Raw genomic sequence first — 20,865 nt, forward strand, 5'->3', positions numbered from 1 at the left:
AAAATGATATTTGTATTAAAACCGGGTGTGCCGCAAGAAAAAATAATACAATTTCAGCAGATGATTGAGTCCTGGGGCTTCAAAACTTTCCTCAATACAGGCACGGAACATACCGTGGTCTGTCTGATTGGCAACACGGCGGCAATAGATTTAGATGCGGTGGTGCAAAACAATTACATAGTTGAATATGGCAAACGTGTGACTGAACCCTATAAAGCAGTAAACCGCACCATCCATCCGGAGGATACCCTGGTCAAGGTAAACGGTGTAACCTTTGGCGAGGGCATGTTTCAGGTTATTGCAGGACCCTGCTCTGTTGAGAGCGAAGAACAAATTATCGAGGTGGCCAGGTCAGTGAAAGCCAGCGGTGCCACGCTGCTCCGGGGAGGTGCTTTTAAGCCGCGTACTTCACCCTATGCCTTTATGGGACTTCATGAAGATGGTCTGCGCCTTTTGCTGAAGGCTAAAAAAGAAACCGGCTTGCCGGTGGTGACTGAGATTATGAACCAAACCCAGCTATCTTTATTCGAGGAGATCGATGTCATCCAGATTGGTGCCAGGAACATGCAAAATTTCGATCTGCTCAGGGCAGTGGGGCGGTTTAATAAGCCGGTGCTGCTGAAAAGGGGGCTGGCCAATACCCTGGAAGAGCTGTTGATGAGTGCCGAGTATATATTATCTGCGGGAAACAGCCAGGTTATCCTGTGCGAGCGAGGAATTCGCACATTTGAGACAGCTACCCGTAATACTCTGGATTTATCGGCCATTCCCTTGCTTAAACAGAAGTCTCACCTGCCGGTAATCGTCGACCCCAGCCATGCCGCTGGCCTGCGAAACCTGGTGACTCCCCTGGCACGTGCTGCGGTGGCGGCCGGAGCAGATGGTTTAATGATTGAAACCCATAACGATCCGTCCCGGGCGTTGTGTGATGGCGCTCAGTCTCTTGACCTGGAGCAGTTTAGCAATTTAATGGCGGATTTAAAACGCCGGATTGCCTTTGAAGGGAAAAAGATTATTTATCATTGACAAATAGTATTGAAGGGGGGTATAATTTCTTAGTAGTTTAGTAAATTACTAAGGAATGAAAGGATATAGAAAACATGGATAAGCAAAAACGCAAGGAGTTGCTGGAGGAGTACAAGAAGATTAAGACTTACATGGGTGTCATCCAAATAACCAATAAAGCCAGCGGCAAAATTTACGTCGCTTCTTATCCCAACCTAAAAAACAAGTGGCTGACCATTCAAGCCCAGCTGAACATGGGCAGGTTTGCCAATGCCCAGCTACAGCAAGACTGGAAGGAACTGGGGGCTGAAGTCTTTACCTACGAGGTACTGGAGGAAAAGGATGCCGCAGAGGTAACAGACAGACGCTGGGAGCTTAAACAAATGACCAAACCGTGGCTGGAGAAACTACAGCCCTATGGAGACAGAGGCTACAATAAGCCGCCAAAATAAGAAAAAACTTTACTTATGCTGTACCATAAAAATCAAAATAGGTTTTTGACTGATACAGATTTAATTGCCAGACGAAACATTTGCCAAATTCTAAGACGGTCTTGTTTTTTGTGCAACAAAAGTATATAATGAAAATGATACGGCCCCATGGTCAAGCGGTAAAGACGCTGCCCTCTCAAGGCGGAAACAGGGGTTCGATTCCCCTTGGGGCTACCAATAAGTATCTTATTTGCATAAGCCATCTTTCTGTTATGGAAAGATGGCTTATTCTTTTAAAATTTTGTTAAGGGGAAGAAACCTATTGAGCTTAACATTGTTAAAGAATTGTACCTTATGCCCGCGGGATTGTCAGGTAGACCGTACCCGGGGGCAGCGAGGGTACTGCCGGCAAACAGAAGAGTTAGTGGTGGCAAGGGCTGCTCTGCATATGTGGGAAGAACCATGCCTTTCCGGGGCCAATGGCTCAGGTGCGGTGTTCTTTTCCGGATGCTCATTGGGCTGTGTTTATTGCCAAAATTATAATATTGCGCAAGGACTGGCCGGTAAGCCAATCACCATAGCCCGGCTGGCGGATATCTTTTTAGAACTTCAGAGGCAAGCTGCTCATAACATCAACTTAGTAACCCCCAGCCATTATGTGCCGCAGATTATCGAAGCTTTAATACTTGCGCGAGGAAAAGGTCTTGTTATACCAATTGTCTATAATTGCAGCGGTTACGAAAAAATAGAAACGCTGCGGTTGCTGGAGGGTTACGTGGATATCTACCTGCCGGATTGTAAATATTGGTCCCGGGAGGTGGCCAGGAAATATTCCCATGCCGAGGAATATTTTGCATATGCCTCCGCAGCAATTACGGAAATGGTGCGTCAAACCGATAAGCCTGTTATTAATGAAGAAGGCCTGATGACCAGGGGTGTGCTGGTCAGGCATTTAACACTACCGGGGTATCTAGAGGATTCAAAGCTGATACTAAAATATTTATACGAAACTTTTGGCGATAAAATTTTGCTCAGTATTATGAACCAGTACACTCCATTACCACAGGTAAATCGATATCCGGAAATTAATCGGAGGGTAACCGAGCAGGAATATAATGATCTCGTGGATTATGCTATCGCTATAGGTATAGAAAATGGTTTTATTCAGCAAGGAGATACTGCTTCGGAGAGCTTTATTCCGGAGTTTAACTGTGAGGGAGTTTAAATTATTTGTTTAGACTTGACATTCAAAATGTGCAAAGCTATAATCAAATCAACATCTAGTAATTTAGTAAATCACTAAATTTGAGGGGGCCAAATAATGAAGATACCGACTACATTAAAACATAAACCGGTGATTGTTTCTGAAAACTACGAAAATGTTGACGGCAGGTATGCGTATGATACAGATGCTAAGGGCCTTTCATTGGGCCTGGCGCAATGGAATGACCGGGGCAAAGTAGAAATATCAGCCAAGGTGTGGCGGCATACGGGTGAAAAATGGTCCAGGCAGTCTGAGGAAATGCCGCTGCACCGTGTACTCGACCTGGCCATTTTAGTCTGCCGGGCAAAACTGCATTTTCAAGAAGCTTACCGTTATGAGAAATTATATAATCCGGAAAAGCCGGTGATTGATCGGGTGGGTTTACAGGGTGATGCTATGACGGTGGCTGTCTGTACCGATAATGAAAAGATCGATGAGGATATTAAGCTATTCAGCCAGGCACTCAGTAATGATGATGAGCTGCTGGGAGAACGGTTGCATACTTTAGCCAGAATATTAGAGGAGATGGGCTATTAAGCCGGGGCTAAAAAAACAGCTTTTTCCACGGGGCATTTCGGCTGTGATCAATTTCCTTACTGCGGGCTAAAATATAGCTGTGGATGGCCTGATCCTCGGCCAGCTGCCGCCACACAGCCAGCACTTGCCTGACAAAGCGGGGATCCAGCCGGCTCAACTCACCCAGCTGCACCAGGGGACAGATAAACCAGCCGGCTTCATCGAATACCAGGCTGATATCTTTGCCGTCTTTAAGATGAGGAGTAAGGGGAAAGGTACGGCATAGCAGAGGCCGTTTACTTCTAGGACATTTGCCCCGGCACTGCAGGATATAAGAATATTCCCCGGGGAAAGCTGCTTCTATTTTTGGGATCGGAACTGTTTGGCACCAGGCCAACCCTTCAAATAGCTGTTCTTCACCCGGCAGCAGGTAAACCCCCGCACCATTGTCCCATTCGGTACAGCATTTGGAACCGCAAAGTCTGCCGCAATCGACCGGCAGCGGTGTTACTTTATCTAACTGTTGGTAATAAAAAGACCAATTGATTGTTGCCATGCTGGTAACCTCCATTTTCGGTACATACATAATACTACAGTTTTAGCCGTGATAAAAACTAATTTAACATTTTCCATAAGCGGAAGAAATTAAGCATTGCACATCCTTTTGCGGAGGGTGTGCAATGCTTTTTGTTGTTATTTACTTGCCGGGCTGGATAATGAGAGAAAATAACAAATGTGATATTGGCGATTTGGTGACAAATACTTGCAATGCTTAATAATATATAAAAGTTTGAATAGCATCAGGTCGGTGATAACTGGTAGCCTATATGCCCTGGACCCAATTGTTATGCATCACTGAGATGAGGTTATCAAGTCATGTTTGAAGGTAGTTAAGGAAGTTTTAAAATAGGGAGGTAATGATTGATGGAAATATTTGAACAGGTAAAAGCGATACTGGTTGAACAGTTTTTTAGAGATGAAGATGCGATTAATATGGATGCGTCCTTTGTTGATGACCTGGGCGTTGAATCTTTGGATTTTGTTGAATTATTACTGGCTCTGGAAGATGAGTTTGATTTGATTATATCCGATGAAGAAGCGGAAAAAATTCATACCGTAGGTGATGTAGTGATGTTTATTGAGGAGCGTCAAAAAGTTTAATGAACGGTGGAACCTGAACTGTTGGATGTGAGCAAATTAAAGAAACCTGCCGGGTCGAAGATTAAATATAGAGCGGCCAGCAGAACGGGTTGATGGAGCAGATAGATGAACAAAGTATGCCGCCCGGCAGCTGCTACAAGCTTAAGCAGCTTGCTGTTGGACTTGATAAGGCCTTTTTTTTGTGGATAGACAAGCTTGCTGAGGGCTATCCCCCATAGAAATACTCCCCACCAGGGTATTAAAGGAAAGTAATCAACAGAAGCAAAGCCGGGCGTTCTAAACCCCAGCGGCACAAGCCAGTTATGGCTGATAGATAATGAGGCAGTAAATTCACCGCCCAGCATAACAGCTGCCCCAATTCCCACCAGTATATAGGGAGAAATATTTTTTACTACCGGGTAAAGTAACAGGCAAACGCCTAAAAACTGCAAAATGCCGAACACTATGTTCGAGCCGGGCACCGCGATACTGGTTACCAGGTAAATGACGCAGCCCCAGCCAATTAATTTTAGCCCCCGGGTAGTGTTATTTTTGCTAAAGGAGCTACTCAATCCTGCCACCAGAATAAATAATGTAGCAGCTACTTTACCAAGCAAGTAAAATATGCCATGATTATAAGCTATATCAAAGTTAAAAAACACACTGAGGTCATAAAGTAGATGGTAGATAATCATTAAGATTAAAGCGGTACCTCTGGCTAAATCAATTTCCCATAACCGCTGCTGAGCAGTCCGTTGCATGGAGATTAATTCCTTTTTTAGCGGATTTGTTAATATACTTGCACTATAACAAACTGCACCTCTTAAGGCAAGAAAATAAACGGTAACTACCATGGACAGGTTAACCGGTGCCAGGTATGACAGAGTGATTAGGTTTGTTAAAGTAAGTATAATTAGGTTGACCGGGGGCAATAAATTAAACGCTTTTGTCGTTATTGCTGCAGGTTGTATTTACGCCGGGATTGTGTTAAATTATGATAAAATTTGCTGGAGGTGTTGACGGTGAGCATTAATGAAACAGTCTTAAAAACCTTGGGGGAGGCAAAAGGACCTCTTAAAGCAGGTGAAATTGCAGAGCTTGCCGGTATTGATAAGAAAGAAGTGGACAAGGCCCTTAAGGCATTGAAAAAAGAAGGTAAAATCGATTCCCCTAAAAGGTGCTACTACGGTTTGAGCGAATAATATCTAGATAAAATGCCCTAATGGAGACCGGTCGGTCCTCGTTAGGGCATTTTCGTGCTTTCGCCAAGTAAACGTCCATATTCGGTTGCCCGGGTCATGGCTGTTGTGTGGTTCAGGATCTCACCTTGGTGATCTACTCCGTCAAAGCAAAGGGAAGCCAGCAGTTCGATTTCCAGCATCTTAAAAAAATAATTAGCAACCTGCCGGGCACCGTCAAAAACACCGGGCAAAGTAGAGCCCGCGCAGCTAATAAAAATGCCCCGGCGGGCAAGCCTGTTCTGGTCGGAGATAACACTTCTTTTTAACAAATATTTCATTGCCCAGAATTGCTGGGCCCGGTCAATAAAGGTTTTAGCCTGCGCGCAAATGCCCATAGAATAAACGGGGGCGGCTAAAATTATCCTGTCGGCGGACAGGATTTTTTCATAAAGCATTCCAGCATCGTCTTTGAGCACGCATCGGCCGGTGGTATTACAGCCTTCACAGGCCTGGCAGGGCTGATAATTAAACCCCGCCAGGTGGAGATATTCCGTTGCGCAGCCTGCCGCCGCACAGGCATCCAGCGCCTGCCTGGCCAGCAGGGCGGTATTGCCATTTTTGCGCGGGCTGCAGGCCAGAGCCAGACAGCTTAGCATGACTTATTCCTTCGCGAATTCATCCTTGCCGGCGCCGCAAACAGGGCAAGTCCAATCATCCGGTAGTTTATCAAATGGAGTTCCCGGGGCAACTCCATTTTCCGGGTCACCTTGGGCCGGGTCGTAAACATAACCGCAGATATTGCATACGTAGTTATCCATTTTTTCTGTCCCTTCAGCTTGTTTTGGTACAAAAGTTGGTGCGGTGGGTGGTACGGAACCTCTTTTGATTTGTTGATAATACGCATAAGTCATGGGAGTGCCTTCTAAAAATACCTCAGCATTGGTAACCCGGCCGATAAAGATATGATGCGTTCCGGCGTCTACTTCATTAATCACTTCTGCTTCGAGGCAGGCCAGCGTATGTTCGGTGATAACCGGTACTCCGCTTATTCCTTGTTTATAGCTAACCCCCTGAAATTTATCCACATCTTTGCCGGACTTGAAACCAAATTGCCCAACTATTGACAGGGGAGCTTCCTGGGCTAGTACAGATACACCGAATACCTTGCTTTCCCTGATAAACTCATTGGTTAAGTTTTGTTTGTTAATACTAATTGCAACGGTGGCCGGATCGCTGGAAATTTGGAATACCGTATTGGCTATTTGGCCGTTGATTTGCTCGCCCTTTTTCGATGTAATAATGTAAAGACCATAGCTGATTTTATACAGCGCTTTTAAATCCAATATCAACACCTCCAAAAAAAACTTCTTCAAATAGGCTACCCATCATTATTTCCCTTTAATGCCTATATATACCGTCAGCCAAATTGATGCCTAGTAATTTTGGCACCATAGCTCATAATGAGCCTGTGGGTGGTCACAGGCCGGGCAGACTTCGGGTGCCTCGGTTCCTTCATGCATGTATCCGCAATTGCGGCATCTCCAGACTACTTTTTCGGCGCGCTTGAAGACCTGGCCTTTCTGGATGTTTTCCAGGAAGGCGAGAAAACGTTGCTCATGACCAACTTCTGCTGCCGCAATGGCTCTGAAAATTTTAGCCAGTTCCGGGAAACCCTCTTCGTCTGCAATTTGGGCAAACTCGGGGTACATCTCGGTATGCTCGTGGTTTTCCCCAGCTGCAGAAGCCTGCAGGTTCTCCGCTGTGGTGCCGATTATCCCGGCCGGGAAGCTAGCAGTAATTTCCAGATCACCGCCTTCTAAAAACTTAAACAGCCTTTTCGCGTGCTCCTTCTCCTGATCGGCTGTTTCAAGATAGGCAGCTGAGATTTGCTCGTAACCTTCCTTTTTTGCTACGCTGGCGAAATAAGTGTAGCGGTTTCTGGCTTGAGATTCACCGGCAAATGCGGCGAGTAGGTTTTTTTCAGTGCGAGTTCCTTTAATTGACAATATATATCGCTCCTTACTTATTTTTTATTAGGCTTTCCAGAGGCCGTGCAGGTTGCAATATTCCCGTACAATAATGTTGCCATCGGCGATATTGAAAACTGCTTCTGGTTTGTCTCTAGGTTTTAAATACTTCCTGTATATTAATTGTTCTCCAAATAGTTTGTTGTCCACAATGACTTCGATCCATTCGATGTAATGCTTTTCTTCCATCGGGTGTTCAACGCTGCCCACTTTGACTGTAACCTTGCCATTGGCTTTTTCCACTACGGGCACGTGTTTTTCGTAGGCGGCGTCGACAGTGTTTTCCACCATACGTTTCATGGGTTGATTGCAGCAAACCAGCTGCCCTTTACCCCCGTGTTCTATTTCGACTATATTGCCGCACACATTACATTTGTAAACTTCATACCTGTCAGCCATGATAATCCTCCCTTAAATTTTATAAATCATATAAATTAAACCATAGAACGATTTTTTTGTTAAGTAGTTCAAGACAACTTTTTTTGAATATTTAAAATTATTTTATATTCAAAATTAGTTCGCCCATTTTCCTGCCAACCTCTTTAACTGCTACCATCTCAGATTCGTCGGGTAAATACAGCATGTTGACCGTGTCCAGCGGCATTTCCATGCCCATTCCCTGCATAGCCGCAGCTACTTCCCGGGCGCCCTGGCCGCCCCAGCCGTAAGAGCCAAAGGCCAAACCAAGCCGGTTTTTGGGGCGTAAACCCTTCATGTAGGTGAGCAGCGCGCTCACAGTGGGCATCATGCCGTTATTTAATGTGGGGGTGCCGATTAGTACCGCTTTGGATTCCAATAAATCATCCATCACTTCAGAAATATGGCTGGTTTGCAGAAATCTTACCACAACTGGTACACCTGCTTCTTCCAGCCCTGCTTGCAAAGTCAAGGCGATCTTTTTAGTGGATTCCCAGATGGTATCATATACGATTAATGCCCTGGGCTCAGTTTGGTTGCTGGCCCAGCGCCGGTAAACAGGCAAGATTTTATCAATATAAGAACGCCAGATGACGCCGTGACTGGGAGCAATGGTATCAATATCTAACTGTTCAACAACATCCAGAGCTTTCAGTACATTTTCGCCATAAGGTAAAACAATATTGCTGTAATAGCCGGCTGCTGCTTCACGAACGATGTCCCAGCCGATCTCATCATCAAAACGACCTGTGCTGGCCATATGCTGGCCGAAGGCATCATTGGGCAGCAGTAACTTTTCTTCCGGGATATAGGTAACCATGGAATCAGGCCAATGAACCATTGGTACATGCACAAATTTTAAAGTGCGGGAACCGATGTTTAACTCCTCGCCGGACTTTACAACTATAAAGTCCCAGTTATCCTGTTTGTAATACCGTTTAAGCCCTTTTTGACCTTGGGGAGAGGTAACCACCTTGGCATTGGGCGCAAGCTCCATGATTTTAGGCAGGCCACCGGAGTGGTCCATCTCCACGTGGTTGGAAACCACGATGTCAATGCGGGAAGGATCGATGATTTCCTTAATCCTGTCAAGCATTTCGTTGACCATGTAGTATTTTACTGTGTCTACCAGGGTAATTTTGTCGTCGATGATCAGATAAGCATTGTAGGTTGTCCCCCTTGGCGTTACATGACCGTGAAATAAACGCAGGTTCCAGTCAATTCCCCCTACCCAGTAAATGCCGGGTTTAATTTCTAGTGGTTTCATATGTAACTAATCACTCCTATTAAGAATTATATAAACTATTAACTTATATTAATTTTAATATAGGCCTAACTATGAGTCAACATTTAATTTTGTTAATTGACTAAGGAATTACATTTTCAAATATCTGACTTTAGTTAACAGAACTAATTTGTATGGCATCAAGGATTTAACAGACTAATTGTTGAATAAAAGACATGAAAATAACGGTAAAATATGCCGGGATAGGATGTGTAAACGTTGGTCAAGAAGAGTAAAAAGCAAGAAGAAATTTTCACACCGTCCGGTCACCAGGTGGACAAGGACTTAATGAAGGTATTAGTTAAGGTATCGCCGGCGTTGCAGGCGTTAATAGCTAACCAAGTTGATTTGTTAGAAATGCTGGAGGGTAAAGCAGCTAATAACCCTGTCCTTATTGAGCAGCACAGGGTGGAGTTATTGCAGGTGGAGGAAGAAATTGCCAGTGCTTTTTTTAACCATGTACAAAAGAAAGAAAAAACTAGAGAGAAACGGTTGCTAAAGAAGGGCAATACCGCCGTACCATTTGACCTTAACGATGGACCTGTACCAGCCATGGACTCAAGCGTGGCCGTAAAACCGCTCCTCGACAGGAAAAGCAGGGATGCCCAGGTGCTGGAAGATGACCGGCCTTTAGCACACGACACGTTTTTTGAGCTTGAGTCGGTGAACGAGGGACCCGGTCTGCCCTCAGCCAAGTATGAAACCGGTCATCGTACCACGGTCGGCCGGGATACCGGGGTGGACGTGCGGCGAGTAGCTTTGGGGGCATCCATCAAGGCGCTGCAGAGTTTCCTCGGCCGCGAGTTAATTGAAGAGGAGATTAAAGCGCTGGAAAGCCAGGTGGATTCATACCTGACCTAATGGTATGGTAGGCCAGGCTTTATGTTCTACTTAAAAAGCCTGGCATAAAGGGCTATGCGGCGTAATCTGCGGCGCATAGCGGGGGAGGAGATGCGGTAGATATCCAGCACTTCCTGTAAGAATTTACTGGCCAGCTTAGTTTGTCCGGTGCTTTTAAAATATTTACCGGCCTCATAAAATGTCCACACCGAGCCATGTCGCAGTAAATTTTCTTGCAGATTCTCTATTGGTGCACTATCAACTTTATTCCCGTATTTCAATAAATAAAGATATGGATAGCCCTGAGCAGCTTTGGGGTTAATTTCTATAGCTCTGGCCACTTCCTTCAGCCCCTCCACCCGGCCAAGATGCAGCAGAGAAGCGCCAAGATAATAGTGGGTCAGAGGGGAATCCTCCATTTTTACCAGTGCCATTTGCAGTTGGTCCACCGCTCTTTTATAATCGCCCTTGTCAAAGTACAGTTCGCCTAGTTCCATTCGGGCATTGGCGTTGTGTGGGTTAACTGCCAGTTCACGCTGGAGCTCACCCAGTCTTCTCTTACGGCGCAGGGGTGCTGTGTAATCCGGTAAAAAACCGATAAAATTCCGGTCAATGACCAAATAAATCAGGATTATGATTAATAAGGCTACCAACGGGTTGCGGGTAAGCATAGATATAAGCATAAAAAGTCCAAAGGTTTTCAATGATATCCCTCAATCACTTAACGATGGTTAACGGTATACTGGTATTCTGCATAACCTTTTGACTTACACTGCCCAGAACCATGCTTCTCAATGCACCCATACCCCGGCTGCCCATGATAATATGTTCTATTTTTTGCTCCTGGGCGTACTTGATAATGGTATCGGCCGGATCTCCTTCCAGCAATACGGTTTGCACGGTTAACCCAGCTTTAATAAAAGCGTTTCTGGCTTTTTCCAGGGCTATACCGGCTCTTGATTCTGAAAACGGCGCAATTACGCTAATGACAGTAACCTGAGTCTTAGGATTTTCCCTGGCTAAAGCAATAGCGAAATTAACAGCCTCCATAGCATTGTTTGAACCATCTGTAGGCACCAGCAATTTCATCCTTAATCCCCCTCCTTATGTAATTATTATATTTTAGGGAGTTTAAATGCACAATAGAGTTAAAAATAATTAATTAAATATTTTAAAAAAAATGAAAATTAATCAAATTTTAATATTGACAGGCTTTTAAATTTATAATAAAATAAGGTCAGTTAAAGTCAAAGTCAATGTCAGATTGGTAATATAGTTATATCCATTAAATCTGCTAATAATATAACGTAATTAAAATACAGCCATGACCGGGAAGGCACCCGGAACAAATTTAAAGGAGGTTTTGTAAATGGGAAAAACTGTAGGTATTGATCTTGGTACTACTAACTCGGTGGTGGCGGTGCTGGAGGGCGGCAAACCTACGGTCATCGTAAATGCGGAAGGTTCTCGTACTACCCCATCAGTAGTGGCTTTCAAGGATGACGGGGAAAGATTGGTAGGCCAGGTGGCCAGGCGCCAATCAGTGTTGAACCCGGAAAATACACTGTATTCGGTAAAGCGGTTTATTGGCCGGCGCTATTCTGAAGTAGCTGACGAACGGTCCCTGGTCCCTTATAAGGTAGAGGCCGGCCCCGGCGATGTTGTGCGCTTTCAAATCCGCGGCAAGGAATATGCGCCTGAGGAAATTTCCGCGATGGTGTTGCGCAAGCTGGCTGATGACGCCTCTAAATACCTGGGTGAAACCGTTACTGATGCAGTAATCACTGTGCCGGCTTATTTTAACGATGCCCAACGGCAGGCGACTAAAAACGCCGGTAAAATAGCCGGTCTAAATGTGCTCCGTATCATTAATGAGCCCACAGCGGCGGCACTGGCTTATGGTATGGATAAGAAGCTGAACCAGACCATCCTGGTCTTTGACTTAGGCGGTGGTACCTTCGATGTATCCATTTTAGAAGTAGGCGACGGAGTGTTTGAGGTCAAAGCAACCAATGGTGACACGCACCTGGGCGGCGATGATTTTGATAAAGCCCTGGTGGATTGGATGGCTGAGGAATTTAAAAAAGATTATGGCATTGATTTGCGCAATGATAAGCAATCTCTACAGAGGCTCACTGAAGCGGCGGAGAAGGCTAAAATTGAGCTTTCCTCCACGATGGAAACCCAGATCAGCCTGCCCTTTATCACGGCTGATGCTACCGGTCCCAAGCACCTGGAGAGCAAACTGACGCGGGCTAAATTTGACGATCTGACCCATCATTTGGTAGAGCGGTGCAGGAGACCAGTGCAGGCGGCCCTGGCGGACGCCAAGCTATCATCCCAGGATATTAACGATGTAATTCTGGTGGGTGGTTCCACTCGGATACCGGCGGTACAAAACCTGGTGCGTGAGCTGACCGGAGGTAAGCAGCCCAACCAGAGCGTTAACCCGGATGAAGTTGTGGCTATCGGGGCGGCGGTGCAGGGCGGTGTGCTGGCCGGGGAAGTAAAAGATGTGCTGTTGCTGGATGTGACCCCGCTATCCCTGGGTGTAGAAACCCTGGGCGGTGTAACTTCTAAGATTATTGAGCGCAACACTACCATTCCTGTGCGGCGCAGTCAGGTGTTTACTACCGCGGATGATAACCAGCCCGCTGTGGATATTCATGTTCTGCAGGGCGAGCGGGAAATGGCCCGGGATAACCGTTCCCTGGGACAGTTCAAGCTGGATGGCATTCGCCAGGCACCCCGTGGCGTACCACAGATTGAGGTCACCTTTGATATAGATGCAAACGGTATTCTCAAAGTAAGTGCCCGGGACAAGGATACTAACAAGGAGCAAACCATTACCATCACCGGTTCCGGCAGTCTTGATCAGGCGGATATTGACCGCATGGTGCGGGAGGGCGAAATGAATGCCGCAGAGGATAAAAAACGCCGTGAGGAAGTAGAAATGCGTAACGAGGCCGACTCCGTGCTATACCAGGTGGACCGGCAGCTCAATGAACTGGGTGACAAGGTGCCTATGAGTGATAAGGCCAGGATCGAGCAAATGCAAAATGACTTACGGGCTGCTCTGAAAGAAAATGCGCCTGCAGATCGCATTCGCACCCTTACCGAGGAATTGAAACAAGCGGCTTACAGCTTGTCCCAACAGGCTTACCAGCAAACCGGGCAAGATACCGGTGCCGGTACCAATACCGATAATTATGGGAACGCAGCAAACAAAGGTTACGATGACGACGTTGTTGATGCTGATTACGAAGAAAAACCCAATGCTTAAATTTGCGTACCATAACTACCCGGTTAAGGCAGGTGAGTAAATGAATGGGCGTAACCTATCGGGATTATTATGAAACCCTCGGTGTCAGCCGTGACGCAACGGAAAAAGAGATTAAGGCGGCATACCGCAAACTTGCCCGGAAGTGGCACCCTGATTTGCACACAGGTAAGGATAAAGAAGAAGCTGAAGAGAAAATTAAACAAATCAATGAAGCCTATGAAGTTTTAAAGGATGCTGAAAAGAGAGCTAAATATGATCAGCTGGGAGCTAATTGGCAGTCAGGGCAAGATTTTCGGCCGCCACCCGATATGGATGGATTTCATTTTTATACCGATATAAACGGTGCTGCAGGGGGTTTTAGTGATTTCTTTGAAATGCTGTTTGGCGGCGCTGCGCCCGGCGGTTTTAATAGAGCCGGGCGCGGGGTGCGCCGCGGTCCGGTACGAGGCCGTGATATTGAGGCCGATCTGGAGCTGACCTTGGAGGAAGCCTACCGGGGTGGCGACAAAGTGTTGCAATTATCCAACCGGGAACTGTGTCCCACTTGCGGTGGTTCGGGTCAAACTGACAACGCCTTTTGTTATCGCTGTGGCGGAACCGGGGAGATTACGGGCAGCAAGACGCTTACGGTAAAGATCCCCCCGGGAGTGCACCAGGGCAGCCGCATCAGGTTAAAAGGACAGGGCGGAGAAGGATTGGCCGGGGGCGCTCAAGGCGACTTGTACCTGAAAGTGCGGCTTCTGCCGCACCCCTTGTTTAAGGTGCAGGACAATGACCTGGAGACAGAAATAACCCTGCGTCCGGAGCAGGCCGTGCTTGGCGATAAGATATCAGTACCTACTCTGGATAGCCCGGTATTGATGAAAGTGCCTCCCGGAATCCGGGCCGGCAAGCGCTTACGGCTGCGGGGCAAGGGACTACCGGTTAAGGGTGGTCGAGGGGATGAATATGTGCGCATAAAAATCGATATCCCTGAGCAGCTGTCGGCAGAAGAAGAGCAGCTTTACCGGCAGCTGGCTGAGCTAAGGAAAGGGGTGTAAGCAGTGCCGCGATTCTATATGCAGATATATAGACATACTCTGCCGGCAGGAGATGAAGGTGCCTGGGTAGAGCTGTCCAGCCTGGGTATACATCCTGATTTGATTCAACAGCTGGTTGAATTCGGTGTTATTGAAGTTCGCCACGGGAGTATACCTGTGCAACAGGTACAACGATTACACCGGCTGCTGCGTTTGCGCCAAACCCTCGGGGTAAACTTAACCGGGGCGGTTATTATTATGGATTTGCTCGAACGCATTGAACAATTAGAGGATGAAATAGAGAAGTTAAGAAATTATTGGTAAAGCTTAAGTTTAACAATCAGAACCGTGAGGAGGTGGACATTGTATGGATATCAACCATTATACACAAAAATCGCGGGAAGCTCTATCGTCAGCCCAGCAGCTGGCCGCCGCCAGGCATCACCAGGAGGTCACCGGGAAACACCTGTTGGCGGCGCTGCTGGCTCAGGAAGGCGGAATGACGGCCCGCTTTTTGGAGCATGCCGGAGTTAGCCCGGTAAACTTAACCGGCCAGGTAGAGACCGTCTTAAAAAAAATTCCGTCAGTTACGGGCTATGAAAGCTCATTGCATCTGAGTAGCTCTCTGGCCAGGGTGCTGGCCCGGGCTGAAAAGGAAGCCCGGGATATGAAGGATGAATATATCAGTGTAGAGCACCTGCTATTGGCCTTGCTGGAGGAGGGGGAATCGGAAACTCGTGATATACTGCGTAAAAACGGTTTGACCAGGGACACGCTGCTCAATTCACTGCGTGCGGTGCGGGGCAACCAACGGGTAACCGGTGAAAACCCCGAAGAAACGTACGAGTCGCTAGAGCGTTACGGCCGGGACATAACCAAACTGGCCACAGAGGGCAAGCTGGACCCGGTGATTGGCAGGGACAATGAAATTCGGCGGGTTATGGAAATACTCTCCCGGCGCACCAAGAACAACCCTGTACTCATAGGGGAGCCCGGGGTGGGCAAAACCGCTATTGTAGAAGGACTTGCCCGGCGCATTGTGGCGGGGGATGTACCCGAAGGCTTAAAAGATAAGCGCATTATTGGACTGGATATGGGGGCGCTGGTAGCAGGGGCTAAGTACCGGGGTGAGTTCGAGGAACGGTTGAAGGCTGTGCTTAAAGAGGTTCAGCAATCCCAGGGGCAAATTATTTTGTTCATTGACGAACTGCATACCGTGGTGGGGGCCGGCAAAGCAGAAGGGGCAATGGATGCAGGTAATTTATTAAAGCCCATGCTAGCCCGTGGCGAGCTGCGCACCATTGGTGCTACTACTCTGGATGAATACCGCAAAAACGTAGAAAAGGATGCTGCGCTGGAAAGGCGTTTCCAGCCTGTGCAGGTTCAGCCGCCCTCGGTGGAGGATACCATTTCCATATTGCGGGGACTTAAGGAGCGCTATGAAGTGCACCACGGTGTGCGCATCCAGGATAGCGCGCTGGTGGCGGCGGCTACTTTATCCGACCGTTACATTTCCGACAGGTTTTTGCCTGATAAGGCTATTGACCTGATGGATGAAGCAGGGGCTAGGCTGCGTACCGAGATTGACAGTATGCCGGCCGAGCTGGATGAAATCACTCGCCGGATTATGCAGTTGGAAATTGAAGAGGCCGCGTTAAACAAGGAAACCGATCCGGCTTCGGCGGAGCGGTTGAATAAAATCAAGGCTGAACTGGCCGAGCTACGGGAAGAGTCCAGCGCCATGCAAGCCCAGTGGCAGGTGGAAAAGCAAGCTATCTCCCGGTTGCGCCAATTGAAAAAGGAAATCGAAGAAACCCGCCAGGAAATTGAGCGGGCTGAGCGGGAGTATGATTTAAATCGCCTGGCCGAGCTGAAGTATGGCAGGTTGAATGAACTGGAGCGTCGCTTGAAAAGCGAGGAAGAACACCTGTCCGGCAAGCAAAAGCATGGCATGCTGCTCAAAGAAGAAGTGGATGAAGAGGATATCGCCCGTGTGGTTAGCCGCTGGACTGGAATACCGGTAACCAAGTTAATGGAGGGTGAAAGGGAAAAACTAATCCACCTGGATGATGAGCTGCATAAGCGGGTAGTTGGCCAGGAAGAAGCGGTGCGGGCAGTGGCTGATGCCGTGCTGCGTGCTCGGGCCGGCATCAAAGACCCGGCCCGGCCAATTGGTAGTTTCATTTTCCTGGGACCCACCGGTGTTGGTAAAACCGAACTGGCCAGAGCTCTTGCGCAGGCCTTATTTGACGATGAGCGTAATATGACCCGGCTAGATATGTCGGAATATATGGAAAAGCATACCGTGGCCCGGCTTATTGGCGCGCCCCCCGGTTACGTGGGTTATGAGGAGGGCGGCCAGCTTACCGAAGCGGTACGGCGTAAACCATACTCGGTGCTATTGCTGGATGAGATTGAAAAGGCCCACCCGGATGTATTTAATGTGCTGTTGCAGCTGTTGGATGACGGCCGGCTTACCGACGGGCAGGGGCGAACCGTTAATTTCCAGAACACGGTGGTAATTATGACTTCAAATTTGGGCAGTCACGAAATTCTAGCCCAACAGGAGCGGGGCGGCGATTATGAAAAAATGAAGGAGGCTGTGCTGGGCATCCTTCGGCAGCACTTCCGCCCCGAGTTTCTAAACCGGGTAGATGAAACAGTGGTGTTCCATGCTTTGAACCAGGCCCAGGTGCGGCAAATTGCCGGCCTGCTTTTGGGAAACCTGGCCCGGCGTATTTACGCCGGTACCGGTATCAAGCTGGCCTGGGAGGAAAGTGCCTTAAATTTACTGGCCAATAAAGGATACGAGCCGGTTTACGGGGCTCGCCCGCTGAAGCGGGTTATTCAGCAGTCGGTAGAGACATCTCTTTCGCGGATGATCATCAAGGGGGAAGTTAAGCCCCAGCAAACCGTGACTCTGCGAGCGGAAGATGGAGAATTGCGTTTTGTGTAAGTTAAAAGCTAAAGCTGCCGGTAAAATGCGGGCAGCTTTAGCTTAATTTATTGAAAAAACAGATAAAAAAACCGGGCGTACCCGGATTCTAAAAGTTGATAATTTAATTAGCGTTAATTTAGTCACAGCAATTGTGTCCATCGGTGGTAGATTCTCCCCATTCATCGGTCAGCCCTGACTTGCTGATAAAATCGTCACACAGCCGATTATCAGCGTCCACTTGTTGATTAGTTTTTTTACAAAGGCATGCTTCAATTTTCTTCCACTGCTTAAAATGAAGGCAATCTTTACATAGCATATTTTACACCTCAGTTCCTAACTTAAGGGATATTGTTATGGGCACTAATATATTATATACTTTTATTATTAGAAAATCCAGAATTATTACGAGCAATCAGTAACAATATTAACAAATTATGGATGGCTTGTCCGGAAGAGCTTTACAAAAAGTATAATTATGGTAAAATATTAACAATAAGTTATCGACAAGGAGGCTTTTTATGAAAACGGATCATTCCGAACAAGACACCCTTGGTGCGATCAGGTATAACGACGAGGTAATTAAAACCATGGTCAATATGGCTATGGCTGAGGTAGAGGGTGTTGCCGGCATTGAAAGCCGCAGTACAGGAAACATTCTAAGCCGTAAAAGCGATTCTCATATCAATAAAATATCGATAGACGGAAAAAATTTAACTGTTGACCTGGCTATTGTGGTAAAATATGGTTTATCCCTGCGGGAGGTTGCACAAAACGTACAGCGCAAGGTCCAGGAAAAGATTGAAGCTATGACGGATTTAATTGTCAACGCCATTAATGTAACTGTAACCGCACTGGAAATCGAAGAATAATCATGCCGGTGCGTCCGGTTATTAGTTTGAGAGATGACATAACCATAAGTGCATTTAGGGGAAAATACCCGGCAGCTAAAAGCGGCCGGGATATTTTTTAAGTTATTTACTTATTTGCATATGCAATTTTTCACCCAGGGCTATAAACATTTTTACCCAGACCAGGGTATTCTTGTCTCCCTGTTCTGCTTTACGCTGCAGATAGGGGTAAAAATCATGCAGCAACCGGTAATAAATATTTTGGATTTTCCATAAATCAATTTCAAAGGGCAGTTCGTGAGTTAGTCCGGTCATCGTATCCAGGTTGCTCAGCAAGGTAAGGTTCATTGGATCTGAATACAACTTCTGCGCTGTCTTTTCCATATTGGCTTTTAATACATAGCCCAGGCTGACGTCATCAAGCTTAATATCTAGCATTCTAGCTTCATTAAACAGGGTATTAATATGCTCAATATCCAATTCTTCCTCGGCAAAAGCATGGCGCAGCTCCGCGTTCAGGTTCAGGTCAGCGGCACACAGCAGTGCTTGTGGCAGAGGAATTTTTAAGTCCCTCAAAAAACGCATGAGAGTGGCATTATGATGATAAATTTGCTTGTATTCGGCCTCGATATCCTCCAGCGTGGAGTTTAATATTTTACTTAAGATGCTCCGCAGCCGGTCACGGAACAGCTCTTTTAATGATAAAAAGGAACCATTTTCAAAATAGTGGTCCATCAACTGGATGACTTTATGAAAATCAGCCCGCTCAAAGGCATCGATTGCTTTTACCCTCAGCTGCTGGTAATGCTGTTCATCAGAAAATTCCTGAATGCTGCAGCTGACATTATGTACCGCGAAATAAATTGCACAGTAGTATAAGATGGTTGAATCCATTGTCACCAAGGAGGTCACACGTATTTTACCGATGGTGAATTTTGTGGAACCGGCTTCCGTGGTATAGTTATCCAGCCTTTCTACCTCGTAACAACGAATGCGGGAAATCCGGCTGAAGTTTTCAAATAAAGAGATTATGGCAAAGTGGCCGCCCACATTGGTTAAATCCACCATGGCCGGAGTAATTATATGATGATAGATATAAACACCATCCTGATAGCGGGGGTCGTTGCTTTTAGCTTGAGCCAGCATTTCCAGGAATTGCGGTTCCAGCGGGATGGCCAAAATATTACCGGCCAGTTGTATTACCCGCCTGGCATACTGAAGTACCTGGATAGTTTCAATGCCTGATACGTCATCAAAAAACCATCCGCAGCTGGTGAACATCAGCATGGCATGTCGCTGAATTTCCAGCAAACTAAGTGCAATCACACGTTCTGAAGCATCCAACGGATGGATAACGTGCTCGGCCAGGAAGCGTTCTCTGTTCTCTGGGGAACGATCCAGTACTAGGCTGATATATGCATCACGGGCAGCCCAGGGATCTTTAAAGAGCCGTCCAGCGTGTTTTTCGTACTCAGGGGTTATTGCGTCACGCAGCCAGTTCAAAGCTTTGCGCAGTGGGGCCCGCCAGGCCTGGGTCCAGCCTTCGTGCATGCCGGTCCGGCAGCCACAATCATTCTGCCAACGGTCCACTCCGTGGGCGCAGCTCCAGGCGGTTTGTTCTTTAATCTCCACCTCATGAGTAGGGGGGAACAGGGCAAGGAACTCACCGTAGTTGGTAATCCGTGCCAGTTTATGGCGCTCAATAAAATCCAGGGCATAAGCCAGGGCCATTTCTCCATGCCGGTGGTGGTGACCGTAGGTTTCACCGTCGGTGGCAATGTGCACCAGTTCAGGCCGGTCGCTGCGGTTGGAAAAACCGCTCATTAGCCGTTGGGCGAAATGTTCTCCGTTGGAGAGCAGTTTTTCAAAGGCTACAGCCTGGGAAATCGGACCGTTATAAAAGAAGATATTAATCTCGCGTCCTGTCTCGGGCAGGCGGAGCAGGTAGGGCATGGTGGAATCGATGCCCGCCGGGCCCACCTCCTGCCAAACGTCATCGATGGCCCGTACCCGCTGGGCCTGGTAGGGCGATAAAATGGTGAATTTAATCCCTTCCTGAGCCAGGATGTCCAGTGTTTCCAGATCCACAGCAGTTTCGGGTAGCCACATGCCTTCAGGATCCCGTCCAAAACGATATCTAAAATCCTCAATCCCCCAGCGCACCTGGGTAAGTTTATCGCGGCTGCTGGCCAGCGGCATAATCATATGATTATAGGCCTGGGCTATCGCCGAGCCGTGTCCGGAAAAATGCCGGCGGCTGTCCCGGTCTGCTTTGATGATTTGTTCGTAAACCTCGGGGTCACTGGTTTCCAGCCAATCCAGCAGGGTGGGGCCGAAATTAAAACTAATCCGGGAGTAGTTGTTAAATATTTTTCTAATTAAATTCTTATTGTTCAGAATGCGGGCTGCGGTATTGGGTGCATAGCATTCGGCATTAATCCGTTCATTCCAATCATGGTAAGGGTAGGCGGAATCCTGAATTTCAAGGAATTCAAGCCAAGGGTTTTCCCGGGGTGGCTGGTAAAAATGGCCGTGAATACAAATAAAGCGTTCCATTTTAACATCCTTTCTTCATGGGAAGCTTTAATCTTGATTATTATTTGAGCAGATAAATTTTTATGCTGCTGACAGAAGGTAGTTTACACTGGTTAGCCTGGCCTTATGCCAGGCG

At 47.1% G+C, this 20,865-nt stretch carries 23 protein-coding genes and 1 tRNA gene; 13 read left to right on the forward strand and 11 right to left on the reverse strand.

The window, feature by feature from the left end; all coding sequences use genetic code 11:
- Positions 1–3: 3 nt before the first annotated feature.
- From aroF to SPSYN_RS10585, 5 genes are all read left to right on the forward strand, one after another.
- Positions 4–1,026 (forward strand): 3-deoxy-7-phosphoheptulonate synthase, encoded by a 1,023-nt coding sequence (gene aroF, locus SPSYN_RS10565; RefSeq protein WP_161822463.1) that lies wholly within the window; start codon positions 4–6, stop codon positions 1,024–1,026.
- Positions 1,027–1,100: 74 nt separating this feature from the next.
- Positions 1,101–1,457, forward strand: coding sequence for a GIY-YIG nuclease family protein (locus SPSYN_RS10570; RefSeq protein WP_161822464.1), 357 nt, complete (start codon positions 1,101–1,103; stop codon positions 1,455–1,457).
- 141 nt (positions 1,458–1,598) lie between these two features.
- Positions 1,599–1,673 (forward strand) — tRNA-Glu (locus SPSYN_RS10575).
- A gap of 43 nt (positions 1,674–1,716) precedes the next feature.
- Positions 1,717–2,661, forward strand: a complete 945-nt coding sequence (locus SPSYN_RS10580; protein ID WP_161822465.1) for a radical SAM protein — start codon at positions 1,717–1,719, stop codon at positions 2,659–2,661.
- 96 nt (positions 2,662–2,757) lie between these two features.
- Positions 2,758–3,237: a DUF6530 family protein gene (locus tag SPSYN_RS10585; RefSeq protein WP_161822466.1), complete on the forward strand. Its 480-nt coding sequence runs from the start codon at positions 2,758–2,760 to the stop codon at positions 3,235–3,237.
- A gap of 7 nt (positions 3,238–3,244) precedes the next feature.
- On the opposite strand, the gene SPSYN_RS10590 is transcribed toward SPSYN_RS10585, so the two are convergent.
- Positions 3,245–3,772, reverse strand: coding sequence for a hypothetical protein (locus SPSYN_RS10590; protein ID WP_161822467.1), 528 nt, complete (start codon positions 3,770–3,772; stop codon positions 3,245–3,247).
- 368 nt (positions 3,773–4,140) lie between these two features.
- Between SPSYN_RS10590 and acpP the strand changes: the two genes are divergently transcribed.
- Entirely contained in the window at positions 4,141–4,377 is a 237-nt protein-coding gene (gene acpP, locus SPSYN_RS10595) for an acyl carrier protein (protein WP_161822468.1), read from the forward strand.
- On the opposite strand, the gene SPSYN_RS10600 is transcribed toward acpP, so the two are convergent.
- Positions 4,374–5,117, reverse strand: a complete 744-nt coding sequence (locus SPSYN_RS10600; RefSeq protein ID WP_161822469.1) for a heparan-alpha-glucosaminide N-acetyltransferase — start codon at positions 5,115–5,117, stop codon at positions 4,374–4,376. The genes acpP and SPSYN_RS10600 overlap by 4 nt on opposite strands.
- A gap of 261 nt (positions 5,118–5,378) precedes the next feature.
- On the opposite strand from SPSYN_RS10600, the gene SPSYN_RS10605 reads away from it, so the two are divergent.
- Positions 5,379–5,558 carry a helix-turn-helix domain-containing protein gene (locus SPSYN_RS10605; RefSeq protein ID WP_161822470.1) on the forward strand — a complete coding sequence of 60 codons (180 nt, stop codon included), beginning with the start codon at positions 5,379–5,381 and terminating at the stop codon, positions 5,556–5,558.
- 41 nt (positions 5,559–5,599) lie between these two features.
- On the opposite strand, the gene SPSYN_RS10610 is transcribed toward SPSYN_RS10605, so the two are convergent.
- The 5 genes from SPSYN_RS10610 to SPSYN_RS10630 all read right to left on the reverse strand — a co-directional run bounded on the left by SPSYN_RS10610 (position 5,600) and on the right by SPSYN_RS10630 (position 9,248).
- Positions 5,600–6,193 (reverse strand): flavodoxin family protein, encoded by a 594-nt coding sequence (locus SPSYN_RS10610; RefSeq protein WP_161822471.1) that lies wholly within the window; start codon positions 6,191–6,193, stop codon positions 5,600–5,602.
- A 3-nt stretch (positions 6,194–6,196) separates the two neighbouring features.
- Complete coding sequence (gene rd, locus SPSYN_RS10615) at positions 6,197–6,889, reverse strand: rubredoxin (protein ID WP_341478879.1); 693 nt, start codon at positions 6,887–6,889, stop codon at positions 6,197–6,199.
- 81 nt (positions 6,890–6,970) lie between these two features.
- Complete coding sequence (gene rbr, locus SPSYN_RS10620; RefSeq protein WP_161822798.1) at positions 6,971–7,546, reverse strand: rubrerythrin; 576 nt, start codon at positions 7,544–7,546, stop codon at positions 6,971–6,973.
- A 24-nt stretch (positions 7,547–7,570) separates the two neighbouring features.
- A complete protein-coding gene (locus SPSYN_RS10625; RefSeq protein WP_161822472.1) occupies positions 7,571–7,963 on the reverse strand; it encodes a desulfoferrodoxin in 393 nt (130 codons plus the stop codon).
- A gap of 97 nt (positions 7,964–8,060) precedes the next feature.
- The gene (locus SPSYN_RS10630; RefSeq protein WP_161822473.1) at positions 8,061–9,248 is read right to left on the reverse strand and encodes an FprA family A-type flavoprotein; all 1,188 of its coding nucleotides are present in this window, start codon (positions 9,246–9,248) and stop codon (positions 8,061–8,063) included.
- A 237-nt stretch (positions 9,249–9,485) separates the two neighbouring features.
- Here SPSYN_RS10630 and SPSYN_RS10635 point away from each other — a divergent pair, with 237 nt between their 5' ends.
- Entirely contained in the window at positions 9,486–10,127 is a 642-nt protein-coding gene (locus SPSYN_RS10635) for a hypothetical protein (RefSeq protein ID WP_161822474.1), read from the forward strand.
- A 26-nt stretch (positions 10,128–10,153) separates the two neighbouring features.
- Here the strand turns inward: SPSYN_RS10635 and SPSYN_RS10640 are convergent, their stop codons facing one another.
- Both SPSYN_RS10640 and SPSYN_RS10645 read right to left on the reverse strand, forming a co-directional pair.
- A complete protein-coding gene (locus tag SPSYN_RS10640) occupies positions 10,154–10,810 on the reverse strand; it encodes a tetratricopeptide repeat protein (RefSeq protein WP_161822475.1) in 657 nt (218 codons plus the stop codon).
- 13 nt (positions 10,811–10,823) lie between these two features.
- A complete protein-coding gene (locus SPSYN_RS10645) occupies positions 10,824–11,195 on the reverse strand; it encodes a universal stress protein (protein ID WP_161822476.1) in 372 nt (123 codons plus the stop codon).
- Positions 11,196–11,475: 280 nt separating this feature from the next.
- Between SPSYN_RS10645 and dnaK the strand changes: the two genes are divergently transcribed.
- From dnaK to clpB, 4 genes are read left to right on the forward strand one after another with little or no spacing between them, the layout of a single operon-like run.
- Complete coding sequence (gene dnaK / locus SPSYN_RS10650; RefSeq protein ID WP_161822477.1) at positions 11,476–13,389, forward strand: molecular chaperone DnaK; 1,914 nt, start codon at positions 11,476–11,478, stop codon at positions 13,387–13,389.
- Between the two features lie 44 nt (positions 13,390–13,433).
- Complete coding sequence (locus SPSYN_RS10655) at positions 13,434–14,429, forward strand: DnaJ C-terminal domain-containing protein (RefSeq protein ID WP_161822478.1); 996 nt, start codon at positions 13,434–13,436, stop codon at positions 14,427–14,429.
- A 3-nt stretch (positions 14,430–14,432) separates the two neighbouring features.
- Entirely contained in the window at positions 14,433–14,732 is a 300-nt protein-coding gene (locus SPSYN_RS10660; RefSeq protein ID WP_161822479.1) for a chaperone modulator CbpM, read from the forward strand.
- Positions 14,733–14,775: 43 nt separating this feature from the next.
- The gene (gene clpB, locus SPSYN_RS10665) at positions 14,776–17,364 is read left to right on the forward strand and encodes an ATP-dependent chaperone ClpB (RefSeq protein WP_161822480.1); all 2,589 of its coding nucleotides are present in this window, start codon (positions 14,776–14,778) and stop codon (positions 17,362–17,364) included.
- A gap of 118 nt (positions 17,365–17,482) precedes the next feature.
- On the opposite strand, the gene SPSYN_RS10670 is transcribed toward clpB, so the two are convergent.
- On the reverse strand, positions 17,483–17,662 hold the full coding sequence (locus tag SPSYN_RS10670; RefSeq protein ID WP_161822481.1) for a hypothetical protein: 180 nt from the start codon (positions 17,660–17,662) through the stop codon (positions 17,483–17,485).
- A 202-nt stretch (positions 17,663–17,864) separates the two neighbouring features.
- Here SPSYN_RS10670 and SPSYN_RS10675 point away from each other — a divergent pair, with 202 nt between their 5' ends.
- Entirely contained in the window at positions 17,865–18,215 is a 351-nt protein-coding gene (locus SPSYN_RS10675) for an Asp23/Gls24 family envelope stress response protein (RefSeq protein WP_161822482.1), read from the forward strand.
- Positions 18,216–18,317: 102 nt separating this feature from the next.
- On the opposite strand, the gene SPSYN_RS10680 is transcribed toward SPSYN_RS10675, so the two are convergent.
- Positions 18,318–20,750, reverse strand: coding sequence for a DUF3536 domain-containing protein (locus SPSYN_RS10680; RefSeq protein WP_161822483.1), 2,433 nt, complete (start codon positions 20,748–20,750; stop codon positions 18,318–18,320).
- Between the last annotated feature and the right edge of the window lie 115 nt (positions 20,751–20,865).

This window comes from Sporotomaculum syntrophicum (assembly GCF_009932395.1).
In the GTDB taxonomy this organism is placed as follows: Bacteria; Bacillota; Desulfotomaculia; order Desulfotomaculales; family Desulfallaceae; genus Sporotomaculum; species Sporotomaculum syntrophicum.